Consider the following 22146-nt stretch of genomic DNA (forward strand, 5'->3'; position numbering starts at 1 on the left):
CCGCACGGCACGCACGGCGCTGCGTGCGCCGTGCGCGCCGGGGTGCGTCACTAGTCGGAAGCGTCCTGCATGATGTCGGAGACTTTCTTCGCCGCATCGTCAAGCGCCTGTTGGGACGACTTGTCGCCAATCAATGCCTTTTGCAGCTCAGGCCACAGTGCATTCGAGATTTCGTCCCATTGCTGGATGCGCGGCGGGGTGAAAGCGTCCTGGCGTGCTGCCGTGCTAAACACATTGATTGCGTTTGCCATAAAGGCATCGTGTTTGTCCTGGAACTCCTTCACAACGGCCTGCTGCGCATCGGTGCGCGAGGGGATAGTGCCTAGGCGAGCCTCCACCATCTGCGAATCGTGACTGGTGAGGAATTCGATAAAGCTCGCGGCCACCTCCGGCCGGTCGCAAGTCTTCGTAATCGAGAAGCTATGCGAACCCGACCAACCCGGCCGCTTGTTGCCCGCACCGAGCGGCGCCGGCACTACGCCAACGTTGCCCGCCAGTTTGGAGGTCTTCGGATCGTTATAGAACGAAGCAAAGCCCGGCCAGTCGAGATCGAGCGCCACCTTGCCCGCGGCGAAGTTATTGCCGAGATCGTCCCAGACGTAGCTGGGTACGCCCTTGGGCACCGCGCCCGCCTTGTATAGGTCTACAAACCAGTTGAGCGTCTTGACCCCAATCGGCGAATTGAATGCCGGACGGTTTTTAGCATCCAGCAGCTGGCCGCCATTCGCGATCAGCAGTGAATAAAACGTGCCCGTGATGGCTTCATCCTTACCCGGAAACTGCGTGCCGTAGAAGTTCGGCGCCTTGGTAAAGAACTTCGCCTGCTGGGTGAACTCCGCATAGTTCTTGGGAGGCGCGAGCGTCTCGCCGAACTGCTTGCTATAGGCGGCCTGGTTAGCCGGATCGTCATAGGCGGTCTTGTCGTAGTAGAGCGCTTCGATATCCACCGAGCGCGGAATCTGCACCAAGTGCCCGTTGATCTCCGACGCCTTCAGCAGGCTCGGCGAGAACGCGGCCAGATAGTTCGCCGGGAACAATCCCTTCAGATCGCGGAAAATCGGGTACTGGGCCGAAAAATTCGTGTGATTGGACGACACGCAATAGTCGATGTGGCCCGAGGCGATGTCCTGCTTCAACTCGCGATCCAGTTCGAAGTGGCTCTTGCGTGAGATGATCTCGACCTTCGCGCCGGTCTGCTGTTCCCACAGCGGAATCCGCGTATAAAGTGCTTCGTACTGCACACCGCCTATCAGCTTGACGCGCAGCGTATACCCTTTGTATTCGTTGTCGGCGTGGGCAACGCCCGATGCCACGATGCCCGCGAGCGCGAGCACCGAAGCGGCGAGCCGTAACATGGTTGCCATGGTTGGATAGCGCATCACTGTCTCCTCTTTTATAGGTTCCGCCGTGAAGCCGCACGGCTTGCCGGCGGCTAATGCGTCATGCGAGCCCCGCGGCGGGACGGCTCACAGTTTTGGGTTCAACGCAGGCGCCGCCCGCTGGCGCGATCGAAAACAAGCACCTTGCTGAGGTCTGCACGCAGTGCAACGGGGTTGCCGGCGCGCAGGTCGGTACGGCCGTTGAGCATCACGCAACAGGGTTGGCCCGCGACCGTACCGAACAGCTCGGTTGCCGCGCCGGTCGGCTCGACCACGTCGAGCGCGAACGGCATGCCGTCCTCGCCGGCGAGTTGCAGATGCTCAGGACGCACGCCGTATACGACCTCCTGGCCGTGCGTGGCATTGACAGCCGGTACCGGTAGCGCAAGCTCGCTGACGCGCACACACGCGCCGCTGCCTTGCTGCTCGTACACGCCTTTGAAGAAATTCATCGCCGGCGAGCCGATAAAACCCGCCACGAAGAGATTGTCCGGATCGTCGTAGAGCGCGAGCGGCGCGCCGATCTGTTCGATCACACCGCCGTTGAGCACGACAATGCGGTCCGCCATCGTCATCGCCTCGATCTGGTCGTGCGTCACATAAACCGTGGTGGCGCGCAAACGCTGGTGCAATGCCTTGATCTCCGCGCGCATCTGTACGCGCAGCCGCGCATCGAGATTCGACAGCGGTTCGTCGAACAGGAAAACCTTCGGGTCGCGTACGATCGCGCGGCCCATTGCCACGCGCTGCCGCTGGCCGCCGGACAAATGGCGGGGATGCCTGTCCAGCAACTCCTGCAATCCGAGCAACGTGGCCGCCTTTTGCGCACGCGAGGCAATTTCCCCCGCGTCGTGGTTACGCAGTTTGAGCGCGAAGGTCAGGTTCTCGAGCACGGTCATGTGCGGATAAAGCGCGTAGTTCTGGAACACCATTGCAACGTCGCGCTCGCGCGGGGGCAGCGCGTTGACGATCCGGCCGTCGATCAGGATGCGCCCGTGCGTGACGCCCTCGAGCCCGGCCAGGGCGCGCAGCAAGGTGGACTTGCCACAGCCGCTGGGGCCCACCAGCACCAGAAACTCGCCGTCAGGCACCGCCAGGTCAATCTGCTTGAGGACCTGAACGGCGCCGAACGACTTGCGCACCTGCTCGAATGCAACGGCTGCCATCCACCCTCTCCTCCAGGTTATTCCGCCGCCTGAGGCCTGCCGTCCGGCGAGCCCTGGCGTCTTCGTCCTATGCTACTTAAAATTTTAGGTATGAAAACATATTTCATTGATAAAATTTACTAGGTGTTTTCCCCGCCCAGGAAATGGGCTGCAGAAACGCTCTGTCAGCGTGACGCGGCCCTACAATCCGTTTGGGTATCATGTGCGCCATTTGACCAGGCGCCAGTTGGTCTTGCGGGAGGAGATTTGAACGACAACGCGACGCGCTACTCGGCGCCGGCACTGGAAAAGGGCCTCGACATCATCGAACGGCTGGCGGATCACCCGGAGGGGTTATCGCTCGCGGAGCTCGCCAAGGAGCTGGGACGCACCACGGCGGAAATCTTCCGCATGGTGGTCACGCTGGAAACGCGCGGCTATCTGCTGGCCGCGGGCGACCGCTATGTGCTGTCGCTGCTGCTGTTCCAGTTGGCGCATCGGCATCAACCGGTGCGGTCATTGGTGTCAACCGCGCTGCCGCTGATGACGCAACTCGCCAAGCAGGCTGGGCAGTCGTTTCATCTTTGCGTGTATCAGAAGGGGCGCGTGTTGATCGTCGCGGGTGTTGAGAGTCCTGAGCGTTGGGGGTTCGCGTTGAAGGTGGGGACGTTGATTGGGCTGACCGATACCGCGTCGGGGCAGGTGCTGCTCGCGTTTCAGGAAGAGCCGCAACGGGATGAAATGCTTGAGCTTCATGTGCCGGTTGAGGGCGAGCAGGCTGTTGATACCGAGCAGTTGGCGAAGGATCTGGCGCAGATTCGCAAGCATGGTAATGCACGCATGTCGAGCCGGCAGGTCAAGGGGGTCAAGAATCTGGCTTATCCGGTGTTTGGGCGGGATGGGCATGCTATTGCGGCGCTGACAACGCCTTATATTGAGCGGATTGATAATGCGCCTGTTCCTTCGATGAGCGAGGTTGGCGAGATGATGAAGCGGGCGGCGCAGACGCTTACTTCGTTGATGGGGTTTAATGTTTACTGGGATTCGGCGACATAATGCTGAAGGTGATGGTTGATGTGTTCTGTCTCATCGACGGGTTTGATTGTTTGCTTGGGGCGTTGGCCTCAAACATCCACAGGAGATTCGCATCATGCAAGTCTCTATCTGCATCAAGAGCACCCGTCCGGCTCGCCTGATCTGGGACCGCGATAACATGAACGATTCGCAGGTTGAACCTGGCGCGCCGGTGGACGTGGACGCACCTGGCGGTGTGATCGGGCTTCGCGCGCTGCTGTAAATCACGGGTAATGCGCCGCCTTTCCTGACGTGGCGGGTAATTCGTCTCTCGCGCAAAGCAGCGGCGTCTGCTAGTTCCCCCTTTTCTAAGCGGCTAGTCTTTCATTACGAACGGTTACGCGCACTCGCACGTATTGCCGTTCGTTTGAACGACCCGGCACAACAGAAAGAGGGGTAATAAGAAGATGGAAAAGAAGAGACTGAAAATCGAGAAGCCCGGCTTTCAACATACGATCAGCGAGGCACGTGCGAGCTGGTCAAAGTTATTTACGCGCCGAATCGTTCCGAGCGCAGTCGGCGTCGCGCTTTCGGTTGCGCTAGCTGCATGCGGCGGCGGCAGTGCGCCGACCTCCGGGGCAATACCAACGACGCAAGGCATGGCTGAGGTGGCGGCGGCTGCAAGCGCCGCGAGTTCTACCAGCGTTTCGCTCGCAACCTCGCTAAAGATGAACGCGAGCAGCATTGCGACCGATACGCAGACGGACCGCTTTATCGTCAAATACAAAACCGGCACTCCTGAACGAGGCGCAACATCGGCGCTCCAGCCGAGGCTTGACAAACTGGCGAGCGCATTCCCATCCAGGCGCCACCTGCGCCGCATGGGCATCGGCTCCGATGTGGTCACGACAGAGCGCAAACTGAACGCCAAGGAAGCCAAGGCATTCATGCGCGCTGTCGCTTCCGATCCTGACGTGGAGTACGTTGAACCGGATGTCCCTATATCCGCTAGCTCGGCTCCCAATGATCCGCTCTATAGCCTGCAATGGGGGCTTTTCTCAAACCTGGACCCCGGTCAGTCCAATGTAGGGATTCGCGCGCCCAATGCGTGGAACATCGCGACGGGCGCGGGCGTCACTATCGGTCTGGTCGATAACGGCGTAACAAGCCATAGTGACCTCAACGCGAGTATTCTTCCATACGGTTATGACTTTACCTTTCTTGGTCCGACGGATGGCTCGAACCCGGGTATTGGAAATGGAAAGTGCCCAATCACGTATCACGGCACTCATGTTGCGGGCGTCATGGCCGCCGCGACGAACAACGGCATCGGAATTGCGGGCATTGCCCCGTCCGCAAAAATCATCTCTGCGCGCGTGTTGAACGCGTCGCGCTTGTGACGTCGGTGGCACCGACGCCTTTGAGTGCTGCCGAAATGCGTACACTAATCACGCAGCACGCGCAGCCGTTCCCTAAACGGCCGGATCAGCCTCTGGGCTCGGGCATTCTCGATGCGACGGCGACACTCGTGCACCATCTCGAACCCGACAGCCGGGACCTACTACGGCACCGTGGACCCTAACACGGCTCTCACTGGCGCAACCATCCTCGCCACCTACACACAATAAGCTGGTTGCATGGGAAACACGCCCCTGCGTTGCCACTATGGCGCACGGAGGCGTAACTTCTCGCGCAAGCGACATAAGCACGTGAGTTCGAAATGTCAGACACTCCATTCACCGATCCTGAAGCAACCAACGTAAGCACCTCAAGCGCTCGTCAAGCCGCTTGGCCTCTTGATCCATCCAACCTCCAAGATGAGCTCGACCTGGTCGGTGCACTGGCTAAGGCCGGGCACACTGCGCTGCTTGACGAAACGGTCAGAGGGATCAGAATGCGGCACGCCGCCGACGTCGAAGCATTGAAAGCCCTATGCCTCGCACTGTACAAAATTGACCGATTTGCAGAGATGCTGAGTGTTGCCCGTCAGGGACTCCGCATTGATCCTCAACGCGCCGTGCTCCACTTGTACGCCGCACATGCACTGAGCCTACGCGGCTATAACGTAGAAGCAATGATTCACAGCAGGGAAGCGGCACGGCTTTCGCCGGATGACGCGGTGACGCATTATCAGCTTGGGTGCCTTGAACTAAGCAATGGTGAATTCAGCCAAGGCTGGACGCGGCACAATCTGTTCTACACGTTGCCGGTACAACTAAACTCGTTGGTTTTTCCGGACTTTCCCGTATGGAATGGCGAGCGGATTTCAGGACGAACGTTTCTGCTTGTCGGCGAACAGGGACGCGGCGACGAAATCCATTTCATCCGGTTTGCTGAATGGCTGCACCAGCGAGGCGCAATCGTTGACGTGTTTGTCAGCCGGCCCGTTGCGAGGATTGCCGCCAGGATGCACGGCGTACGGTCGGTGTTTATAGAGTTGCCGCCCGGACCCTACGACTACTGGAGCCACATGCTACGGATGCCAGAACATATGGGGCTGGACCCGCCAATGCTGCCCATCGCTATGCCGTACCTCGCAGCAGAGCCCGAAAGGCTGGACTTCTGGCAGACCTGCATAGATGCCATTTCCCCGGCACTGGCACACAAAAAACGCAGAAGGATTGGAATCGTATGGGCTGGCGGCCCCTATCATGCGCTCGATCGGTTCCGATCGATCCTCCTCGACACGCTAAAGCCCCTGTTTGCCTCGCCGAGTACGACCTGGTTTTCGCTGCAAAAGGGAGACGGTGAGCGCGACAGCGAAGCCCTCACGGATGAATTTGATTGGCACGCGCTCGGTCCGACTATCGAGGACTTCGCCGATACGCTCGCCATACTCGAAACCCTCGACCTGCTCATCACTGTTGACACGTCCGTCGCGCATCTGGCAGGAGCGGCGAACCTCCCGGTGTGGGTTCTTCTACCAGCCTATACGCAGTGGCGATGGTTAACAGATCGAACCGATAGCCCCTGGTATCCGACCATGCGGCTGTTCCGTCAACGCGAGCTAGGCGAGTGGGGACCGGTCATTGATGAAGCGCGAGAGGCATTGCACACATGGTGTGCTGATAACTGAATCGCCACGCCCCGGCCTTTGGCGGATTGCTCTGGCATGCCGCATGACCGGCTGGCGGCTGGCGGCTGGCGTTACGGTCGCTGCCCGGCACCAAGCGGCGCGGCGAAGGGCTTACCTGTCGAACGCAATCCCCTGCCCCCGCAATTGCCGCATCGCACTGTCGAGATGCGCGCGAGCGCTTTCCTTGTCACCAAGCCGCATTTGCTCGTAAGTCCGCTGCGCCACATCATGTGGCACCTGCTTGAGCACCCGATTACTGCTCATCGCTTTAAGCTGGACCTCAGCAGCACGCTCCAGGTAATAGAGATCATCCCAGGCTTCTGCGATGCTGGCGCCTGCCACCATCACACCATGGTTCTTCAGGAACAAGATGTCCGCCTCCCCCATCGCCGCCGCGATGCGATCCCCTTCCGACTCGTCCAGTGCCAGGCCGCCGTAATCTTCATCGACAGCGGTGCGCCCATAGAACTTCAACGCCGTCTGCCCGAGCCACAACAACGGCGGCCCCTCCAGCAAGCAAAGCGCCGTCGCATTCGGCATATGCGTGTGAAACGCAGCCTGCACGCGCGGCATTGCACGATGCAAGCGCGCATGGATATAAAACGCCGTCGCCTCCGGCTTCCCTTCACCCTCGACAACGTGTCCGTCAAAATCGCAAACCAGCAGCCGTGACGCCGTTATCTCGGCGAACGCATAACCATAAGGATTCACAAAGAACAGATCGTCGTGCCCCGGCACAACCGCCGAGAAATGATTGCAGACCCCTTCCTCGAAACCGTACTGCGCCGCTAACTGGAAACATGCCGCCAGTTCGATGCGGGCCTGCATGACCGCGTCGGAATCGAGCCGCACGTTGCGTGACGGTGCCGTCGAACCCACGGATAACAGCGTATGCGCCATGATGTCTACCCTTGAAATTTACCAGCCGAGCGAAGCGAACAGCCTCGGCACCTGATCGAGTGTCGCTAGCGTAGCATCGGGCGTGTAATCCCGCAGCAAGGTGCGCCCCGTACCGCGATCGATCCAGACGCACCGAAAACCAATATCGCGCGCCGCCGCGTGGTCGAGATGCGGGCTCGCGCAAATGTGGACCACGTCGTCCTTCGTCACACCGAGTTGCTCGTGAGCGTAATCGAACAGGTGTCGCGCCGGCTTATATGCCCCCGCCTGCTGAGCCGTGATCACGCGGTCGATCTGGCCGCCGAGTTGCGCAACATTGCCCGCAATGATGTCGTCGTCGGTATTCGACACGATGCACAGCCGATAGCCGAGTCCCTTGAGTTGCCTCAATGTGTCGACCACTTCGGCAAACGGCGGCATCGCGGAGATGCGACTCGTCAGCACGCCCGCGTCGCCTTCGTCGCTGCGCGAACCCAGTTCTGCGAGCGCGAGCCGCAGTCCGTCGCCGGCGACCTGGCGGAACGACCGGTGCGGCGCGGTCTGCTCCAACGCATGTTCGTGCCGGTCGTAGACCTCGATCAGTTTCGCCGGCGCAACCTCGTTGCCGTCCTTCGTGCGCAGGATTTCGCGGACCGCCGCCTGAAGACCCTCATCCCATTGGATCAGCGTGCCATAACAGTCAAAAGTCAGCCAGACCGGACGTTGGGTGTTGTGAAGTGACATGAAATGCTCCCAGGAATGATGGAATGACGCTCGAATGCGGACAGGTTAAGCGTCTCAGCAGATATTTGAAAATTAAATTAAAATCTATGCGTCAGTTGAATTTCAAATAACGAAGCGAGCCGATCATGCTTGACCTGGAACTATTGAACACGCTGATTTGCGTCGTCGACGAGGGCAGCTTCACGCGTGCGGGCGAGCGCGTGCATCGAACCCAGTCGACGGTCAGCCAGCAGGTGCGCAAGCTGGAAGCGCTGGTCGGCCGGACGTTGTTGCTACGCGACCGCACCGGCAATCAGGTGAGCGCGACCGAGCACGGCGAGCTGCTCGCGCAATACGCGCGTCGGCTGCTGGCGCTGGCGCAGGAAGCTCAGGACGCGCTGGCGAGCGAGGTGGAACTGACGCCGGTTCGCATTGGCGTACCGGAGGATTTCGACGCGCGGCGCATGTCGGCGATGCTGTCGGGCTTCGTGAAGGCAAAGCCGGGCGTGCGGCTGGAGACCGTCGCCGGCATGAGCGCTGACCTGCAACGCAAGCTGGCGGCCGGCGAGATCGAGATTGCACTGATCAAGCGCGAACCGGGCAGCGGCGAGTGCCTCGCGGCCTGGCCGGAATCGCTGGTGTGGGTCCGCGGTGGGGATGCTGAATTGCCCCACGATCCCATGGATGAACCGATCCCGCTGGCGCTGTTTCCTCAGGGATGCGTCTACCGGCAACGGGCCATCCGCGGCCTCGACAAGGCGCACAGGCGCTGGCGCATCGCGTTCGGGAGCCACAGTCTCACCGGTATTCAGGCCGCTGTTTCGTCGGGGCTGGGGATCTCTGTGCTGCCCACCACGGCCGTGCTTCCCGAGCACCAGGTATGCACGGGTTTGCCGGATTTGCCGCCCACAGAACTGGCGCTCGTCAGCTCCGGCGGAGTGCTCAATACGCTTCAGCAGGCATTGGTGGAATTTCTGCGGGCAGAAGTCAAGGCTTAGGCGCCGCAGATTCGCGCCACAGGAGGGGCTCCGCCCCCGCCGCCACGGGGGCGTGGCGCCGGGACGAAACAGGCGCCGTTCCTACTCGGATGTCCGGTTTGTGCGATCATTGCATTATTTTGAGAATTCGGGCTCCACAACCCGTCCGGTGCCAGATCGGGTTTCACCTGATCGGGCGGACGTGATCGGCCCTTTTAAGCACACGATCGCGTCCAGTTGGCGCGCGAAACGATCTATTGAACACAGTCGCAGGCCCCGCCCGCGGCGCAACACAGTTATTAAGGAGCATTGCCAGCATGGGAGTGCCAATTTCGCAGGCCTGGACGGTCGCCACCTATGTCCTGAAGCAGAAGCTGATGCGGCGCAGCCGCTATCCGCTCGTCCTCATGCTTGAGCCGCTCATGCGTTGCAACCTCGCTTGCGCGGGCTGCGGGAAGATTCAGTACCCGGCGCACGTCCTGAAGTCGCAACTCACGCCCGAGCAATGCTTCAAGGCAGTCGAGGAATGCGGAACGCCGATGGTCGCGATTCCGGGCGGCGAGCCGCTTCTGCATCCGCAGATGCCCGAGATCGTCGCCGGTCTCGTCGCGCGCAAGAAATACGTGTACATGTGCACGAACGCGCTGCTGCTCGCCAAGAACCTGCACCTCTTCAAGCCGAGCAAGTATCTGTCGTTCTCGGTTCACGTGGACGGCCAGCGCGAGCATCACGATTTCGCGGTGTGCCGTGAAGGCGGTTACGACATCGCCATGGAAGGCGTGCGTGCAGCGGTCGCGGCAGGTTTCCGCGTCACCACCAACACGACCCTTTTCGACGGCGCCGATCCCAACAGCGTTCGCCTGCACTTCGACGAAATGATGGAAGTGGGCGTCGAAAGCATGATGGTCTCGCCTGGCTACACGTACGACAAGGCACCGGACCAGAAGCACTTTCTCGGCCGTGCACGTTCGAAGAAGCTGTTCCGCGCGATCCTGTCGAACCGGAAGAAGAGCTGGCGCTTCAACGCGTCGCCCATCTTCATGGAATTCCTGATGGGCAAGAAGCAACTCACCTGCACGCCGTGGGGCATGCCCACGTATAGCATCTTCGGTTGGCAAAAGCCCTGCTACCTTCTTCAGGACGGCTACGCAGACAGCTTCGATGAACTGATGGAAAGCGTGAAGTGGTCCGAGTACGGCACGGAAAGCGGCAACCCGAAGTGCGCCAACTGCATGGTGCACTCGGGCTACGAAGCGAGCGGCGTGAACTACACGTTCGGCTCGTTCAAGGGCCTGTTCCAGACCGTCAAGGCCATGCTGTTCGACAGCTATAAGGATCCGGGCGCAAACGAGCTTCTCGCCGACTGGAAGAAGACGTCGAATGAAGTGCCGATGGTGTTCGTCCCCACGCCGCCGCGCTCTGATGCTGCCAAGGCCAAACAGGAGGCTGATGCCGCAGCAGCAGCCGTGCAAGCGGTTGCTCCGGTCAACCCGGATCAGATGGAAACGGCAGCGGGCACCGTGCACGAGCAGCTTGAGGGCTGGACTCCGGAACTGACGACCGAAGCCGAAGTTCGCGAGGCGATGGAAAAGGCCTTCGATTATCGCGGCGACGTCACGATCACCCGCAAGGACGGCTCGAGCATCGCAGGCTATCTGTACGACCGCCAATACGGCGCGGCCTTCAAGGACTGCTTTGTCCGGATCATTCCGACCGGCAAGCAGACGAAGGAAGTGATTCCGTATGCGGACATCGGCGCCATTGCCTTCACCGGCAAGGATACGGCCGCCGGCAAGACCTTTGAAAACTGGGTCAAACGATACTGGGAAAAGAAAGCCGCCGGCGAAACGAACATCCAGATCGAACCGGAATATCTCGGCGACTAAGCGGTAATCAAGCATCGCGGGATTCCAGCCGGGGCATGCGCAAAAGCCCCGGCTGGCCCGGCTTCACAGATGCCACCTCATCTCCACACTCGTCGTATCGCCCTCGCAGGCAGGAATCGCTTCCGGACATGTCCCGCGGCAGCACCTGCAGACACACCGCATTAAACGTGTGACCCGCAGCGGAAATTAAAGTAATATTAATCCGCCGGTTTCAACGTTTTCACCCCTCCCCGCTTGCATTATTTCTCCCGCTTTAAAATCAGAAACCTTAAGGTTTGACTTATCGTTTCGTTCCAAAAGTTTGACTGTCATATCCCCCCGTACCTCACTAATATTGCTTCCAAGGACGCCGCTCGAATAGATCCGCATCCGAACCAGCAGGCCTGCCAAGGCAACATCGGCACTACGCCTTCTGCTCCAGCCACCGCAATCCAGACACAACCGTGGTAATCAGCTTCTGATTAGCTCAATCCAGAACGGTGTCGATTCCTGTTTGCATAGGAATCCGAATTTTTAGCGGTTTGTTTTTAAGACTTTTAAACTAGGAAGGTAATGAAACATGACTGACCTGTCGCGACGCAAAATGTTGGTGGGCGCAGCCGCTTCGGCTGCGGCGCTCGGGGTGGCCGCCACGGCCAAAGCAGCTTCGTTCGGCAATCCGGACCGGCCGCCCGAAGGTGAAGTCAACGCAAAGAGCCTGACGAGCCGGACCGACCCGGGCCCTCAGAACCCGGCCATTGCTAACCAGTTCCCGTCGTTCCAGAACCCGCCGGCGACCGATGTCAACGGCATGCCGTTGTTCTGGGCGTCGTTCAACAACGCACACAAGCGCTTTCAGGACGGTGGCTGGGCCCGCGAAGTGACGCAGGATGACTTTGCCATCTCGGAGGACATTTCGGGCGTAAACATGCGCCTTTCCGCAAATGGCATCCGCGAAATGCACTGGCACCAGCAGGCCGAGTGGGCCATCATGGTGGACGGTAAGTGCCGGATTACGATCCTCGACGAACAAGGCCGTGCGCAGGTAGCCGACGTCAAAACCGGCGACCTCTGGTATTTCCCTCCGGGCCTGCCGCACTCGTTGCAAGGCCTTGGTCCGAGTGGCGCAGAATTCGTGCTGGCGTTCGACAACGGTCACGCTTCCGAATTCAACACGCTGCTGGTGACGGACTGGATTGCACACACGCCGCCGGATGTGCTCGCCAAGAACTTCAACGTGCCGGTCGACGTATTCAAGAATATCCCGCTCGACAATCTGTGGATCTTCCAGGGCAACGACCCCGGTCCACTGGCGGCCGCACAACGCGCATCGGCAAGTCCGCTTGGCGCGCCCAAGAACCCGTTCATCTTCTCGCTTGGCGACCTGCCGCCGATCAAACAGACCAAGGGCGGCAAGGTGCAAATCGCCGACAGCCGTAACTTCAAGGCGTCGGCCAACATCGCCGCTGCGCTGGTCACAGTCAAGCCGGGCGGTATCCGCGAATTGCACTGGCATCCGAACGCGGACGAGTGGCAGTACTACATCCAGGGCCAGGGACGCATGACTGTGTTCGACACAGGCCCGAAAGCGGCAACCGCCGACTTCAAGGCAGGCGACATTGGCTACGTGAAGAAGAGCCTCGGGCACTACGTGGAGAACACCGGCGACGTCGACCTGATCATGGTCGAAGTCTTCAAGGCCGACCACTTCGCGGAAGTTTCGCTGTCCGACTGGCTGACGCACACTCCGCCGCAGATGATCCAGGACACGCTGAACATCAGTCCGGCAGACCTTGCGCGCTTCCCGAACAATCGTCCTGACATCTTGCCGATTTAATCGACTCGACAAGCGGTTTGCTCCGTGGCCGCCCGGGACATGATGTGTCCCGGGCGGGCAAACAGGACGAGCATGAAAGAGGATGCGATTGACGTCGCGCCTCGTTAGCTGGCGCGCTCCATTTCGATGAGTCCAGGGTCACTCGATGTTTCCATTCAAACTATTTCAAACCGGTGCCGCGTCGATGTCGGGTGCGACGCAGCAGACTGAACTCGCTGTGCGCGATGTACTGACGGGACGCCGCAAAGGCTTACGTGCTTTTCTGCCTTTTGTTGGCCCAGCCGTGATCGCCTCGGTCGGTTATATGGACCCGGGCAACTTTGCGACGAACATTCAGGCCGGATCGTCCTGCGGCTATGAGTTGCTGTGGGTGGTCGTGCTCGCGAACGTAGTCGCCATGCTGTTCCAGGCCATGTCCGCGAAACTCGGCATCGTGACGGGCCGCAATCTGGCCGAGTTGTGCCGCGAACAATTCCCGAGGCCTGTCGTATTGGGCATGTGGTATGGCTCGGAGATCGCTGCCATGGCCACCGATATCGCCGAATTCCTGGGCGGCGCGCTAGGCATCTCGCTGCTGTTTCACGTTCCCCTGCTCTGCGGCCTGCTTGTCACCGGCGTGGTAACGATGGCGATCCTGCTGCTCGACCGCGGAGGCTTTCGCCCGCTCGAACTGGTGATCGCGACCCTCGTCGCCGTGATCGGATTGAGCTACGTGTGCGAGCTGTTCATTGCGCCTCCCGACTGGCACGCCACGCTGATGGGCAGCATCGTGCCGCGCTTGCACGGAAGCAATGCGATCACGCTTGCCGTAGGGATTATCGGCGCGACCATCATGCCGCACACCCTGTTTCTTCATTCAGGGCTCACGCAAAACCGTACTCCTGCGCGTAATGATGCGGAACGCAGCCGGCTCCTGTGGTTTTCCAACCGGGAAGTCCTGATTGCCCTCGGCATTGCAGGCTTCGTGAATCTTGCGATGGTCATGATGGCAGCGGCCGTATTCCCGCGCTCGGCAGACGGCATCTCGGATATTAGCGTTGCGTATCACTCGCTGATCCCCCTGCTTGGCGTCGGGGCCGCTACGGTGTTCCTGATCTCGCTGATGGCATCCGGCATGTCGAGTTCGGTGGTCGGAACCATGGCCGGTCAGGTCATCATGCAAGGCTTCGTCGACTTCAAGATTCCTGTCTGGACGCGCCGGCTCATGACCATGGCACCCGCCTTTGTGATTGGCCTGCATTTCAACGTGGTCAATGCGATGGTGATCAGCCAGGTGGCACTCAGCTTCTTTTTGCCGATCCCGCTGGTCGCTCTCGTCGTGCTCTCGTCGCGCCGTAGCGTCATGGGCAAATTTACGGCCGGCAAGACAACGGTTGTCGTGGCGACGCTTGCCACCATTCTGATCGTTGCACTGAATCTCGACCTGCTCAGGCAGGCTATGTTTTAAGGTTGAACCGGTCGAAGGCGAACCTTATTTTCTAACCAGGTAAGCAGAATTTTTCAAAGGGGAAACATCATGGGCTCAATAAGCATCTGGCATTGGCTGATTGTCGCGTTGATCGTGTCGCTGGTCTTCGGGACCAAAAAGCTGCGCACAGTAGGCGGCGATCTCGGCTCGGCGATTCGCGGATTCAAAGACGCGGTGAATTCTGAAACGCCTGGCGCGACGCAATCGCCGGCTGCAACTCCGGCTGCTCAAGCAGCACTGCCGGTGCACGCCGAACTGATCGCGACTGCCGCGACGGTGACCGCGCAAGACGCACGATGAACAGCTTTGATACGCACTTCCAGGTATCGGCAAGACGTCCTCCCGCCGGAAGAACGGCGGGAGTCACACTCCGATTGAAGCGGTCAAGGGGGAAAATCAGTGGCTGACGGTGCTCAGTCCACAGGCATGTGTCTCGCCTTCCTCGAGCAAAAACGCCTTGAAGGCTTCCGCGACAGGCGCCAGTTGCTTGTCCGCCCGATGGACGACATGCCACTTTCGAATCGCCGGAAAACCAACGACATCAAGTACCGCAAGCATCCCCGCTTGCAATTCCAGCATGACCGTGTGCGCGGAAAGGAAACTGATGCCCATTCCGGAGATTACAGCTTGCTTGATGGCCTCGGTATTGCGGATTTCCAGCGGATCATTCAATGCCAGTCGACCGTCGAAGCACTCCTGCATCGCAGTCCACGTGTCCGAACCCCTTTCCCGCACGATGAATCGTTCACTGCCGAGTTCAGCAAGATCAATACGTTGTTTGCCAACCTTGGGATGCGACGGCGAGGCGACGATGACGAACGCGTGCGGCGCAAATGGGGTGCTGGTAAATTTCGCTTCCGCTGGCGCGCCGACCATGATGGCGAGGTCGAGCCGGTTTTCTTCGAGACGACCCAGCACATCGTCGCGATTTTCTACCGTCAAATTCAGTTCGACCGCTGCATTCCGGCTCGAAAATCCGGCCAGCAGTCGCGGCAGAAAATAGCCCCCGGTACTGATTACACCGACGTTAAGGCTACCTCCCGCGAGGTTCTTCATTTTCGCCAAGGTCTCTTCCGCTTCACGGAAGCAGTGAATGATGGCGCGGCTATGGTGGAGCATCTCCTGCCCAGCGGGTGTGAGGTAGATCTTCTTTCCGAGCTGTTCGAACAGGGCAACGCCCGCATGCTCCTCGAGATGCTTGATCTGCGTCGAGACCGCTGGTGGCGACAGATTCAACTCGTCCGCCGCCCGGGAAAAACTCAGGCGGCGTGCGACGGTTTCGAAGGTCTTGAGTTGACGCAAAGTGGCATTCTTCACAGTGGTCTGCAAAAGGTTGAGAGTTTTACCGGACAACCGGCGATTCGGACCCACGTCTGCAAACGACGCAAACAGAGGCACGCAAGTACGGTCAGGATCGGCGACGCTGCTGACCGCGCTTCCGCGAACCAGGTCGCAATGAAGCGGCTTTAGAATAAACCGCTACCGGAGCCGACCGGTATGACTTGAACATGGCAAGATTTTCATCTTCGGTGCCGCGCTCCCGCGGCGCCCGACATACACGCCTTTTGCGGTACGGCTGCGGCGAAGAGTCGCATGTGCCGATACGCCATTACAACCCAAATCGGCCGAAAGCACGGGTTACATCTGTAATAGAGCCGGCAGTTGGTGCAATAGACCGGCAACCTGCAGAGATAAAACTTCTGATTTACACCACTCGCTGGTCGCCATGCTCGCCTGAGTCGAACACGCTCATCGTTGGCTACTCAAACTATGCGTATACTTTTCGTGTCTCCACGACATTCAGAGGCTAGCTGGTTGTACAAGGCGCTGCATGAAAGCACGCACAGCCTGAGCCGTTCGCATGACCTGACCGACTGCGTGTCGCAAGCCAGGCGGGAGCCGTTTGATGCGGCGATTCTGATGGTCCACGACGCCGCCCTGTACGCTGACTTGAAAGCAACGCTGCCGCAGCTCGCTGCCATTGCGGGTGGCGCGATCCTGATCGTAATTTTGCCGAACGCCACCGCTCAGGAACGCAGCGCGATGCTGCGCGCGGGCGCAGACGCGTGCTTTGCCCGACCACTGTCGTTCATTGAAATGCACGAACGCCTACAAGCACTGCGTCGAGCCACATTGGCACATCGCGAAGTCGGACAACCGGCCGCGACGCCGCTTCAACTTGATGCACTCAAGCGCGAACTGGTGAGCGGCGATCACCGCTTGTCTCTGACAAAAACCGAGTACCTGCTTGTCGAGTGCCTGATGCGCGATCTGAACGCACCTGTCGCCCACGAGCAACTCATTCGCTATGCGTGGCCAGGGAAAGACGTCCTCAGTTGCACAAGCGTGAGTCCGCTGATCTGGCGATTGAGATCAAAACTGAAAACGCATCTGCCCGCCGTCCAGATCAATACGGTGAATTGCTATGGTTATCAGTTGAGTCTTTCGCAATCCTGAACCTCGGGAATTTTTCAGCCCCGAGATTCCGCCTCACTAATGACCGGCAGCCCGATTATGCCGACTTGTTCATGAGGCGCCTGCTGGCGCGGTACTCGGTTGGTGTTGTCGCAAGATGTTTGCGGAAGAGCTTCGAGAGCCAGCCACCGCCCCCGAGCCCACAACGGCGCGCGATCTTGTCAACCGGTAGATCGGTTTCGACAAGAAGGCGGCAACACATGTCGAGCCGTACATAAGACAGATACTCGGACGGTGTGACGCCCATTTCCATCTTGAAGCGGCGCAGGAAGTTGCGCTCGCTCATGGCTGCAACCTGTGCAGCTGCGTCGATGGCGATGGGCCGGTCGCCGTTTGCCACGAGCCAGCGGGCCGATGCCTGAATCTTTTCGCTCACGTACGTGGGCGCATTCTCACGGATAGTCGCCGTAAAGCGCGCCTGTTGCGGCCGGGGCAGTACCTGATCTGCAATCTGGCGCGCGATTTCAGGGCCGCAATCCTCTTCAACCAGCGCCAGTGCGTTTTGCAACGGACTGGGGATAGCCATCGAGACGCCCATGTCAAGCGGACCGTATTGGTAGCTGGTTTCCGAAGCGCGACGGCCCCAGCGCTGAGCACCGCCCGCGCATCCGAAGCCCGCGGCGTCGAGCAGCAACCGCCCTTCGCCGAGCGGGACGACCAGTTCGCTGCGCTGGCATTCGCGACACAGCCAGGCAGTCAAGCGCTCATCGCGTACTGCATTGCGCACCTCACCTCCGCCGCTGACAAATAGCGCGTGGAAACCTTCCAGATGACGCCGCTCCTCGACTCGTTCGGTCCACACAAACACGGAAGACGAACTATCGACGCGGCCACCGACCGTGGATAGAAGGCAAACCTTGTAAGGGGCCTGGCCGCTCAAGGATGCGTTTGCGCCGGTGAGCGCATTCGCAGACTGGAATACTTCCACGACCGCAGCTGCCTCCGGCAGCGCAAAACCGCTGAGCAAAACTATTCCGATATTTCTCGCTGTGCGCACGCCTTGCAAAACGCCCAGAGGCTCTACGCCTTTTCTCTGAACTGCCTCAAAGCACTCCATGATCTGAATCCCCGGAAATTTAGTAGATCCCCTCCAGCTTCAGTTGAGCTGGATTATTGGCTGGAAATCATCTTTCCAACAGCGGGCCGCGATGCTGCTGCGCCTACAAAACGCGACCCTACTTGCACGTTACATGCCAGCACTCACGTGCAAGCGAGTTCATCGCTTCAATTTCCACATAAAGCCTTTTCAAACCATGGCCTTAGCGTGCATAAACCAGAGCGCGCCTGTTGCTTGCGCGTCGGCGTGGAAGACAGAACTTGCCGAGGTGTTACGTGGCGCACGTTACGACGTTACGGGCGGTCGAAGAGCACATTCCGCCATCAAATCACGCGCAACACTGATGGATGCCGAGCACATCCATCGCGCGTTGCAAGATATCCTCGCGGCGCCATGCGATATAGCGCGCATAGCAGGTCTGTTGAGGGGGGAAGGTCGCGGGGAGCCGGTGCCACTTCTCCCCTGTCATCTGAATCCAGAGGATCGCATCCAGGATCTCGCGGGCGGCGCGGCGTGGTCGGCCGCGCGGAGACTTAGGCTCACGAAAGAGATGCTCGACTCGCATCCAGTCTTGATCTGATAGGGGAAGTTCAATCATGGCATGGTACAAAGAAAGGGGGATGCAGGCTTAAAGCTTTCTTCTACAAATATCGCAGCCCGATTTCTAAAGCCAGAGAAAATCAAAATTTCACTAAGCGCTGTTGCAAAAAATGCCCATATGTCAGTGTCGTTTCTTCAAGCTGTATTAAACGCAGCGCGCGCGTGTTCCGATGTGATGTCAGGCGCGGAAGATAGAACAACACCATGCGCTCAGGAATTGCACTGGCGCTCTAGTAGAGCAAAAGCATTTCCATTTAGTATGCATACCTAATTTAGATCATTACCTCAGAGTCTGGCAGCCTAAGGCAAGGATCATGTGCGTCAATCCGTCGCACGCCCCAGCATTTGATGCAGGACGAGCGCCAACTCTCCCGAACGCAGCGGCTTGCGCAGCAAAGCGGCAGCCCCGGCCTTTCGTGCTTCTTCCTCAAGTGCGGGATTGCCATAGCCGCTACACAGAATCACCGGCAACGTGTTGCGAATCGCCCGAATCTCGCTGACAAGCGCGAGACCTGTCAGCTCAGGCATCGTCTGGTCAGTAACGACTACGTCGAAGCGGTTGGGATCTTCTTTAAAGGCCTGCAACGCAGCGGCACTGGAGCGAAAGCCCACCGGTTCATAACCCAGGTCGGCCAGCACCTCCTCGGCGAGCGTCACCAATGCATCTTCGTCGTCGACGATCAGCACAATCTGGCCGTCCCCACGAGGCAGATCTTCGGGGATGCCGTCAGCGGCGGGCGGCGGTGCATCGGTGACAGGAAGGTAGATATCGAAGCGGGTTCCCTGACCGACCACGCTTTGGACGTCGATGCCGCCTCCGTACTCCCGCACAATCCCATCGACGAGCGACAGGCCGAGTCCGGTCCCCTCACCCGTTCTCCGGGTCGTAAAAAACGGATTGAAGATGCGCTCGACAACCTCGGATGAAATCCCGGCGCCTGTATCGCTGACCGTCAGCCTGACGAAGTCGCCCGGCCCCACCCTGCCTTCCGACAATGTCGCAACGAACGCGAAATGCGCCTTGTCGAGCGTCACGCCCAAGGTGCCGCCTGATGGCATTGCCAGAACCGCGTTGCTACAGAGATTCATGACTACCTGATGCAGATGGGTCGCATCGCCGGCAACGTACGTGTCGTTCGCATTGAGCTTGACATCAAGCTCAATGCTGTCGGCCAGGTGGCCCTGTAACAGCTCGATAGTCTCCGACACCACTGGCGACACACGGACCGGCACGCGTGTCCCCATGCCGCTGCGGCTAAAGGTCAGGATGCGCTCGACCAGCGTGCGCGCCCGGTTAGCGGCGTTTAGAACCTGCTCGACATAGCGGCGTTCATCGCTTGCCACGGGCAATGAATTGAATGCCCGCTCGCCGTAGCCGAGAATAGCCCCGAGAATATTATTGAAGTCGTGCGCTATCCCGCCAGCGAAAGTGCCGAGAGCTTCGAGCTTCTGGGATTGCCGCAGTTGCCCTTCAAGCTCACTGCGCTCCTGTTCGGCCTCGCGAAGCGACGTGATGTCTTCCACGGTGGCCACCAGCATCTCTTCGGAGTCCCGGATGTTTTGCGGCGCGTGTTCCTGATGCGCTGAGACTCTCGCCATGCTTATGTCGGCCCATACAACCTGACCATCGCGGCGCGTGTAGCGCGTCTGGAAATGGATCCTCTCGTGCACGCCTGAAAGCAGCTTGTCGACACGCTCACGCGCCAAAAGCACGTCGTCGCGATACATGATGTCGAAGGCCCCAAGGCGTTCCAGTTCCGTCGACCCGTAGCCGATCATCCGCTGAAAAGCGGGATTCGTCGCAGTGTAGTGGCCATCCGCGCTCAGGACGATGATGCCGAGCGGCGCATGCTCGAATACCGCCCGCCAGCGGTGCTCGCTTGAGCGAAGCCGCTGATTGACTTCTCCGAGCCGGCGCATCTGTCTGATCAGCGCGAACGCCAGGAGTGCGACGAACGCGGAAATGGAGCCGGTCCCCACGAGCGCGTTGATCGAACTGGTTCGCCAGTCTGCGAGCGCAACGGATTCATCGCGCGAGACGACCACTAACAGCGGGAGGCCGGGTACCTGACGAATCGCAGAGCGGACCCGGGAGGGCATCTTACTCTGCGTCTCGGCCGGAAACTGAACGATCGGGGTACCGCCATCGCGAAGGAGCCGGATGGCCGCTCCCGGCCCCAGGTCTATGCGCCTATAGAAATCGCGGAAGTAGTCCTCGTCGACCAGCGCCCGTGCGACGCCCTCAAACCGTCCTTCGGGATCCTGCAAACGAATCGCGACGGCGAAGGTCGGCTTTCCATCCGTGAGACTCTTCAGCGGTTCGCTCACCACCACCGAATCGCCGGAGGCCTTTTTCAAATCCTGGAAGTACTGGCGATTGGCGATATTCGGACTTGAACTCGCCGCTGCTATCGAGGTGGCGGTACGCACGCCGTGCTCGTCCGCGATCGTCACCTCGCGAATCTGCGGCAGCCCCTCGATCTGATGCGCGAGGAAGGCCGCTTTCTCCGCGGGCGTCATTAGCTGGTTGCGCGGATCGCGTTCCCAGACCGATGTGCGCCGCAGAATCAGTTCCACCTCCTGCAACGAACGGGCCGTCTGTTCGGCAATTGCGCTGGCGAGGCTGGACATTTCCCGGTCGTTGTCCGCGAGCGTCAGGCGGCGCGCCCGCCAGCTATCCCAGCCCGATGCGACGCATACCAGCAACACGATCAGGCCTGCGCCTATGGCAATGACCCAAGGCAGGTAGGGTGCGCCTGCAGCGCCTTGTTCATTCCGCATCGGCCGGGGTTCTCGCGATAGAGTCGGCAATCACCGGGCTGCGTCGCAGCATGCCAGTAACAGCCAAACAGGTCGTCAGCACTGCTTTACAGCGCGATCGAAGTCAGCTTTTCCACTGCCGCCGCAAATGTGTAGCCGGCGCCTCGTTCCGTTTTGATAAATTGTGGCGTAGAGGGGTTTTCCTCGATCTTCCGACGCAGACGCAAAATCTGCACGTCGATGGAGCGGTCGAACACATCGTCGTATAAACGGCTCGCCTCCAGTAACTGGTCACGTGTCAGAACGCGGCCCGGTGCGGCCAGAAAAGCACTCAAAAGCGAGAACTCGCCGTTCGTGAGGTCAATCCGTATGCCAGCCGGCGAGGTCAGCTTTCTCGTGCCGATGTTCAACTCCCAACCGGCAAACCGATAGGCACGGACGTCGACTTGACGACCCGTCAACACCTGGGTCGCCGCCGCCCGGCGCAACACGGTACGGATCCGGGCTAGCAACTCGCGTGGGCTGAAGGGCTTGGTGACGTAGTCGTCGGCGCCCAGTTCGAGGGCCATGACGCGGTCAGCCTCGTCGAGCCTGCCCGACACGACGATGATGGGAAGCGACGACTGGTCACGCACCCGCCGGGCAATCTGCATGCCATCCTCGCCCGGCATCCGGAGGTCGAGAATGATCAGATCGATCGCATGTTCCTTCAGCGCCGCGGTCAGCTCCTTGCCGTTCGACGCAGCCGTGACTTTCAGATCGTTCTCGCGAAGATACTCCGCGATCAGCGTCCTGATTGCGGGGTCGTCATCCACCACGAGAACGTGCGGAGGATTTTCGTTGCTCATGCCTGGTGCTCCTGTGGCGTCTGGAACACGCTGTTCAACGCCA

The 22146-nt window shown here is 59.7% G+C and carries 20 protein-coding genes; 10 read left to right on the top strand and 10 right to left on the bottom strand.

The window, feature by feature from the left end; genetic code table 11:
- Positions 1 to 50: 50 nt before the first annotated feature.
- Complete coding sequence (locus P3T40_RS13290; RefSeq protein ID WP_429268158.1) at positions 51 to 1379, bottom strand: ABC transporter substrate-binding protein; 1329 nt, start codon at positions 1377 to 1379, stop codon at positions 51 to 53.
- A 101-nt stretch (positions 1380 to 1480) separates the two neighbouring features.
- The gene (locus tag P3T40_RS13295; RefSeq protein WP_429268159.1) at positions 1481 to 2545 is read right to left on the bottom strand and encodes an ABC transporter ATP-binding protein; all 1065 of its coding nucleotides are present in this window, start codon (positions 2543 to 2545) and stop codon (positions 1481 to 1483) included.
- A 246-nt stretch (positions 2546 to 2791) separates the two neighbouring features.
- Here P3T40_RS13295 and P3T40_RS13300 point away from each other — a divergent pair, with 246 nt between their 5' ends.
- Together P3T40_RS13300 and P3T40_RS13305 are read left to right on the top strand one after the other, a co-directional pair.
- On the top strand, positions 2792 to 3580 hold the full coding sequence (locus P3T40_RS13300; RefSeq protein ID WP_429268160.1) for an IclR family transcriptional regulator: 789 nt from the start codon (positions 2792 to 2794) through the stop codon (positions 3578 to 3580).
- 94 nt (positions 3581 to 3674) lie between these two features.
- Positions 3675 to 3821 carry a hypothetical protein gene (locus tag P3T40_RS13305; protein WP_429268161.1) on the top strand — a complete coding sequence of 49 codons (147 nt, stop codon included), beginning with the start codon at positions 3675 to 3677 and terminating at the stop codon, positions 3819 to 3821.
- A 222-nt stretch (positions 3822 to 4043) separates the two neighbouring features.
- On the opposite strand, the gene P3T40_RS13310 is transcribed toward P3T40_RS13305, so the two are convergent.
- Complete coding sequence (locus P3T40_RS13310; protein ID WP_429268162.1) at positions 4044 to 4325, bottom strand: hypothetical protein; 282 nt, start codon at positions 4323 to 4325, stop codon at positions 4044 to 4046.
- Positions 4326 to 4419: 94 nt separating this feature from the next.
- Between P3T40_RS13310 and P3T40_RS13315 the strand changes: the two genes are divergently transcribed.
- Positions 4420 to 4938 carry a S8 family serine peptidase gene (locus tag P3T40_RS13315; RefSeq protein ID WP_429268163.1) on the top strand — a complete coding sequence of 173 codons (519 nt, stop codon included), beginning with the start codon at positions 4420 to 4422 and terminating at the stop codon, positions 4936 to 4938.
- 320 nt (positions 4939 to 5258) lie between these two features.
- Complete coding sequence (locus P3T40_RS13320; RefSeq protein ID WP_429268164.1) at positions 5259 to 6614, top strand: hypothetical protein; 1356 nt, start codon at positions 5259 to 5261, stop codon at positions 6612 to 6614.
- A gap of 111 nt (positions 6615 to 6725) precedes the next feature.
- Here the strand turns inward: P3T40_RS13320 and P3T40_RS13325 are convergent, their stop codons facing one another.
- Positions 6726 to 7514 carry an aldolase gene (locus P3T40_RS13325; RefSeq protein WP_429268165.1) on the bottom strand — a complete coding sequence of 263 codons (789 nt, stop codon included), beginning with the start codon at positions 7512 to 7514 and terminating at the stop codon, positions 6726 to 6728.
- Between the two features lie 18 nt (positions 7515 to 7532).
- Positions 7533 to 8237, bottom strand: coding sequence for a haloacid dehalogenase type II (locus P3T40_RS13330; RefSeq protein ID WP_429268166.1), 705 nt, complete (start codon positions 8235 to 8237; stop codon positions 7533 to 7535).
- Between the two features lie 125 nt (positions 8238 to 8362).
- Here P3T40_RS13330 and P3T40_RS13335 point away from each other — a divergent pair, with 125 nt between their 5' ends.
- The 5 genes from P3T40_RS13335 (at position 8363) to tatA (ending at position 14663) form a co-directional block, all read left to right on the top strand.
- Positions 8363 to 9214 carry a LysR substrate-binding domain-containing protein gene (locus P3T40_RS13335; protein WP_429268167.1) on the top strand — a complete coding sequence of 284 codons (852 nt, stop codon included), beginning with the start codon at positions 8363 to 8365 and terminating at the stop codon, positions 9212 to 9214.
- Positions 9215 to 9510: 296 nt separating this feature from the next.
- Positions 9511 to 11079, top strand: a complete 1569-nt coding sequence (gene hpnH, locus P3T40_RS13340; RefSeq protein WP_429268168.1) for an adenosyl-hopene transferase HpnH — start codon at positions 9511 to 9513, stop codon at positions 11077 to 11079.
- 559 nt (positions 11080 to 11638) lie between these two features.
- Complete coding sequence (locus tag P3T40_RS13345) at positions 11639 to 12895, top strand: oxalate decarboxylase family bicupin (RefSeq protein ID WP_429268169.1); 1257 nt, start codon at positions 11639 to 11641, stop codon at positions 12893 to 12895.
- Between the two features lie 145 nt (positions 12896 to 13040).
- Entirely contained in the window at positions 13041 to 14342 is a 1302-nt protein-coding gene (locus tag P3T40_RS13350) for an Nramp family divalent metal transporter (RefSeq protein WP_429268170.1), read from the top strand.
- Between the two features lie 69 nt (positions 14343 to 14411).
- A complete protein-coding gene (gene tatA / locus P3T40_RS13355; RefSeq protein WP_429268171.1) occupies positions 14412 to 14663 on the top strand; it encodes a Sec-independent protein translocase subunit TatA in 252 nt (83 codons plus the stop codon).
- 96 nt (positions 14664 to 14759) lie between these two features.
- On the opposite strand, the gene P3T40_RS13360 is transcribed toward tatA, so the two are convergent.
- A complete protein-coding gene (locus tag P3T40_RS13360; RefSeq protein ID WP_429268172.1) occupies positions 14760 to 15680 on the bottom strand; it encodes a LysR family transcriptional regulator in 921 nt (306 codons plus the stop codon).
- Between the two features lie 498 nt (positions 15681 to 16178).
- On the opposite strand from P3T40_RS13360, the gene P3T40_RS13365 reads away from it, so the two are divergent.
- Positions 16179 to 16820: a response regulator transcription factor gene (locus P3T40_RS13365; protein WP_429268173.1), complete on the top strand. Its 642-nt coding sequence runs from the start codon at positions 16179 to 16181 to the stop codon at positions 16818 to 16820.
- 55 nt (positions 16821 to 16875) lie between these two features.
- On the opposite strand, the gene P3T40_RS13370 is transcribed toward P3T40_RS13365, so the two are convergent.
- From P3T40_RS13370 to P3T40_RS13385, 4 genes are all read right to left on the bottom strand, one after another.
- Entirely contained in the window at positions 16876 to 17805 is a 930-nt protein-coding gene (locus P3T40_RS13370; RefSeq protein WP_429268174.1) for a helix-turn-helix domain-containing protein, read from the bottom strand.
- A gap of 418 nt (positions 17806 to 18223) precedes the next feature.
- Positions 18224 to 18493 carry a transposase gene (locus tag P3T40_RS13375; RefSeq protein ID WP_429268175.1) on the bottom strand — a complete coding sequence of 90 codons (270 nt, stop codon included), beginning with the start codon at positions 18491 to 18493 and terminating at the stop codon, positions 18224 to 18226.
- Between the two features lie 323 nt (positions 18494 to 18816).
- Positions 18817 to 21276: an ATP-binding protein gene (locus P3T40_RS13380; protein WP_429268176.1), complete on the bottom strand. Its 2460-nt coding sequence runs from the start codon at positions 21274 to 21276 to the stop codon at positions 18817 to 18819.
- An 86-nt stretch (positions 21277 to 21362) separates the two neighbouring features.
- Positions 21363 to 22103, bottom strand: coding sequence for a response regulator (locus P3T40_RS13385; protein ID WP_429268177.1), 741 nt, complete (start codon positions 22101 to 22103; stop codon positions 21363 to 21365).
- Between the last annotated feature and the right edge of the window lie 43 nt (positions 22104 to 22146).

Source organism: Paraburkholderia sp. EB58, assembly GCF_050436665.1.
Taxonomy (GTDB): domain Bacteria; phylum Pseudomonadota; class Gammaproteobacteria; order Burkholderiales; family Burkholderiaceae; genus Paraburkholderia.

Coding starts and splice junctions, on each gene's coding strand:
- P3T40_RS13315 (WP_429268163.1), top strand. CDS start 4,420: ATGGGCATCGGCTCCGATGTGGTCACGACAGAGCGCAAACTGAACGCC.
- P3T40_RS13295 (WP_429268159.1), bottom strand. CDS start 2,545: ATGGCAGCCGTTGCATTCGAGCAGGTGCGCAAGTCGTTCGGCGCCGTT.
- P3T40_RS13335 (WP_429268167.1), top strand. CDS start 8,363: ATGCTTGACCTGGAACTATTGAACACGCTGATTTGCGTCGTCGACGAG.
- P3T40_RS13330 (WP_429268166.1), bottom strand. CDS start 8,237: ATGTCACTTCACAACACCCAACGTCCGGTCTGGCTGACTTTTGACTGT.
- P3T40_RS13380 (WP_429268176.1), bottom strand. CDS start 21,276: ATGCGGAATGAACAAGGCGCTGCAGGCGCACCCTACCTGCCTTGGGTC.
- P3T40_RS13325 (WP_429268165.1), bottom strand. CDS start 7,514: ATGGCGCATACGCTGTTATCCGTGGGTTCGACGGCACCGTCACGCAAC.
- P3T40_RS13345 (WP_429268169.1), top strand. CDS start 11,639: ATGACTGACCTGTCGCGACGCAAAATGTTGGTGGGCGCAGCCGCTTCG.
- tatA (WP_429268171.1), top strand. CDS start 14,412: ATGGGCTCAATAAGCATCTGGCATTGGCTGATTGTCGCGTTGATCGTG.
- P3T40_RS13385 (WP_429268177.1), bottom strand. CDS start 22,103: ATGAGCAACGAAAATCCTCCGCACGTTCTCGTGGTGGATGACGACCCC.
- P3T40_RS13320 (WP_429268164.1), top strand. CDS start 5,259: ATGTCAGACACTCCATTCACCGATCCTGAAGCAACCAACGTAAGCACC.
- hpnH (WP_429268168.1), top strand. CDS start 9,511: ATGGGAGTGCCAATTTCGCAGGCCTGGACGGTCGCCACCTATGTCCTG.
- P3T40_RS13375 (WP_429268175.1), bottom strand. CDS start 18,493: ATGATTGAACTTCCCCTATCAGATCAAGACTGGATGCGAGTCGAGCAT.
- P3T40_RS13305 (WP_429268161.1), top strand. CDS start 3,675: ATGCAAGTCTCTATCTGCATCAAGAGCACCCGTCCGGCTCGCCTGATC.
- P3T40_RS13350 (WP_429268170.1), top strand. CDS start 13,041: ATGTTTCCATTCAAACTATTTCAAACCGGTGCCGCGTCGATGTCGGGT.
- P3T40_RS13290 (WP_429268158.1), bottom strand. CDS start 1,379: ATGCGCTATCCAACCATGGCAACCATGTTACGGCTCGCCGCTTCGGTG.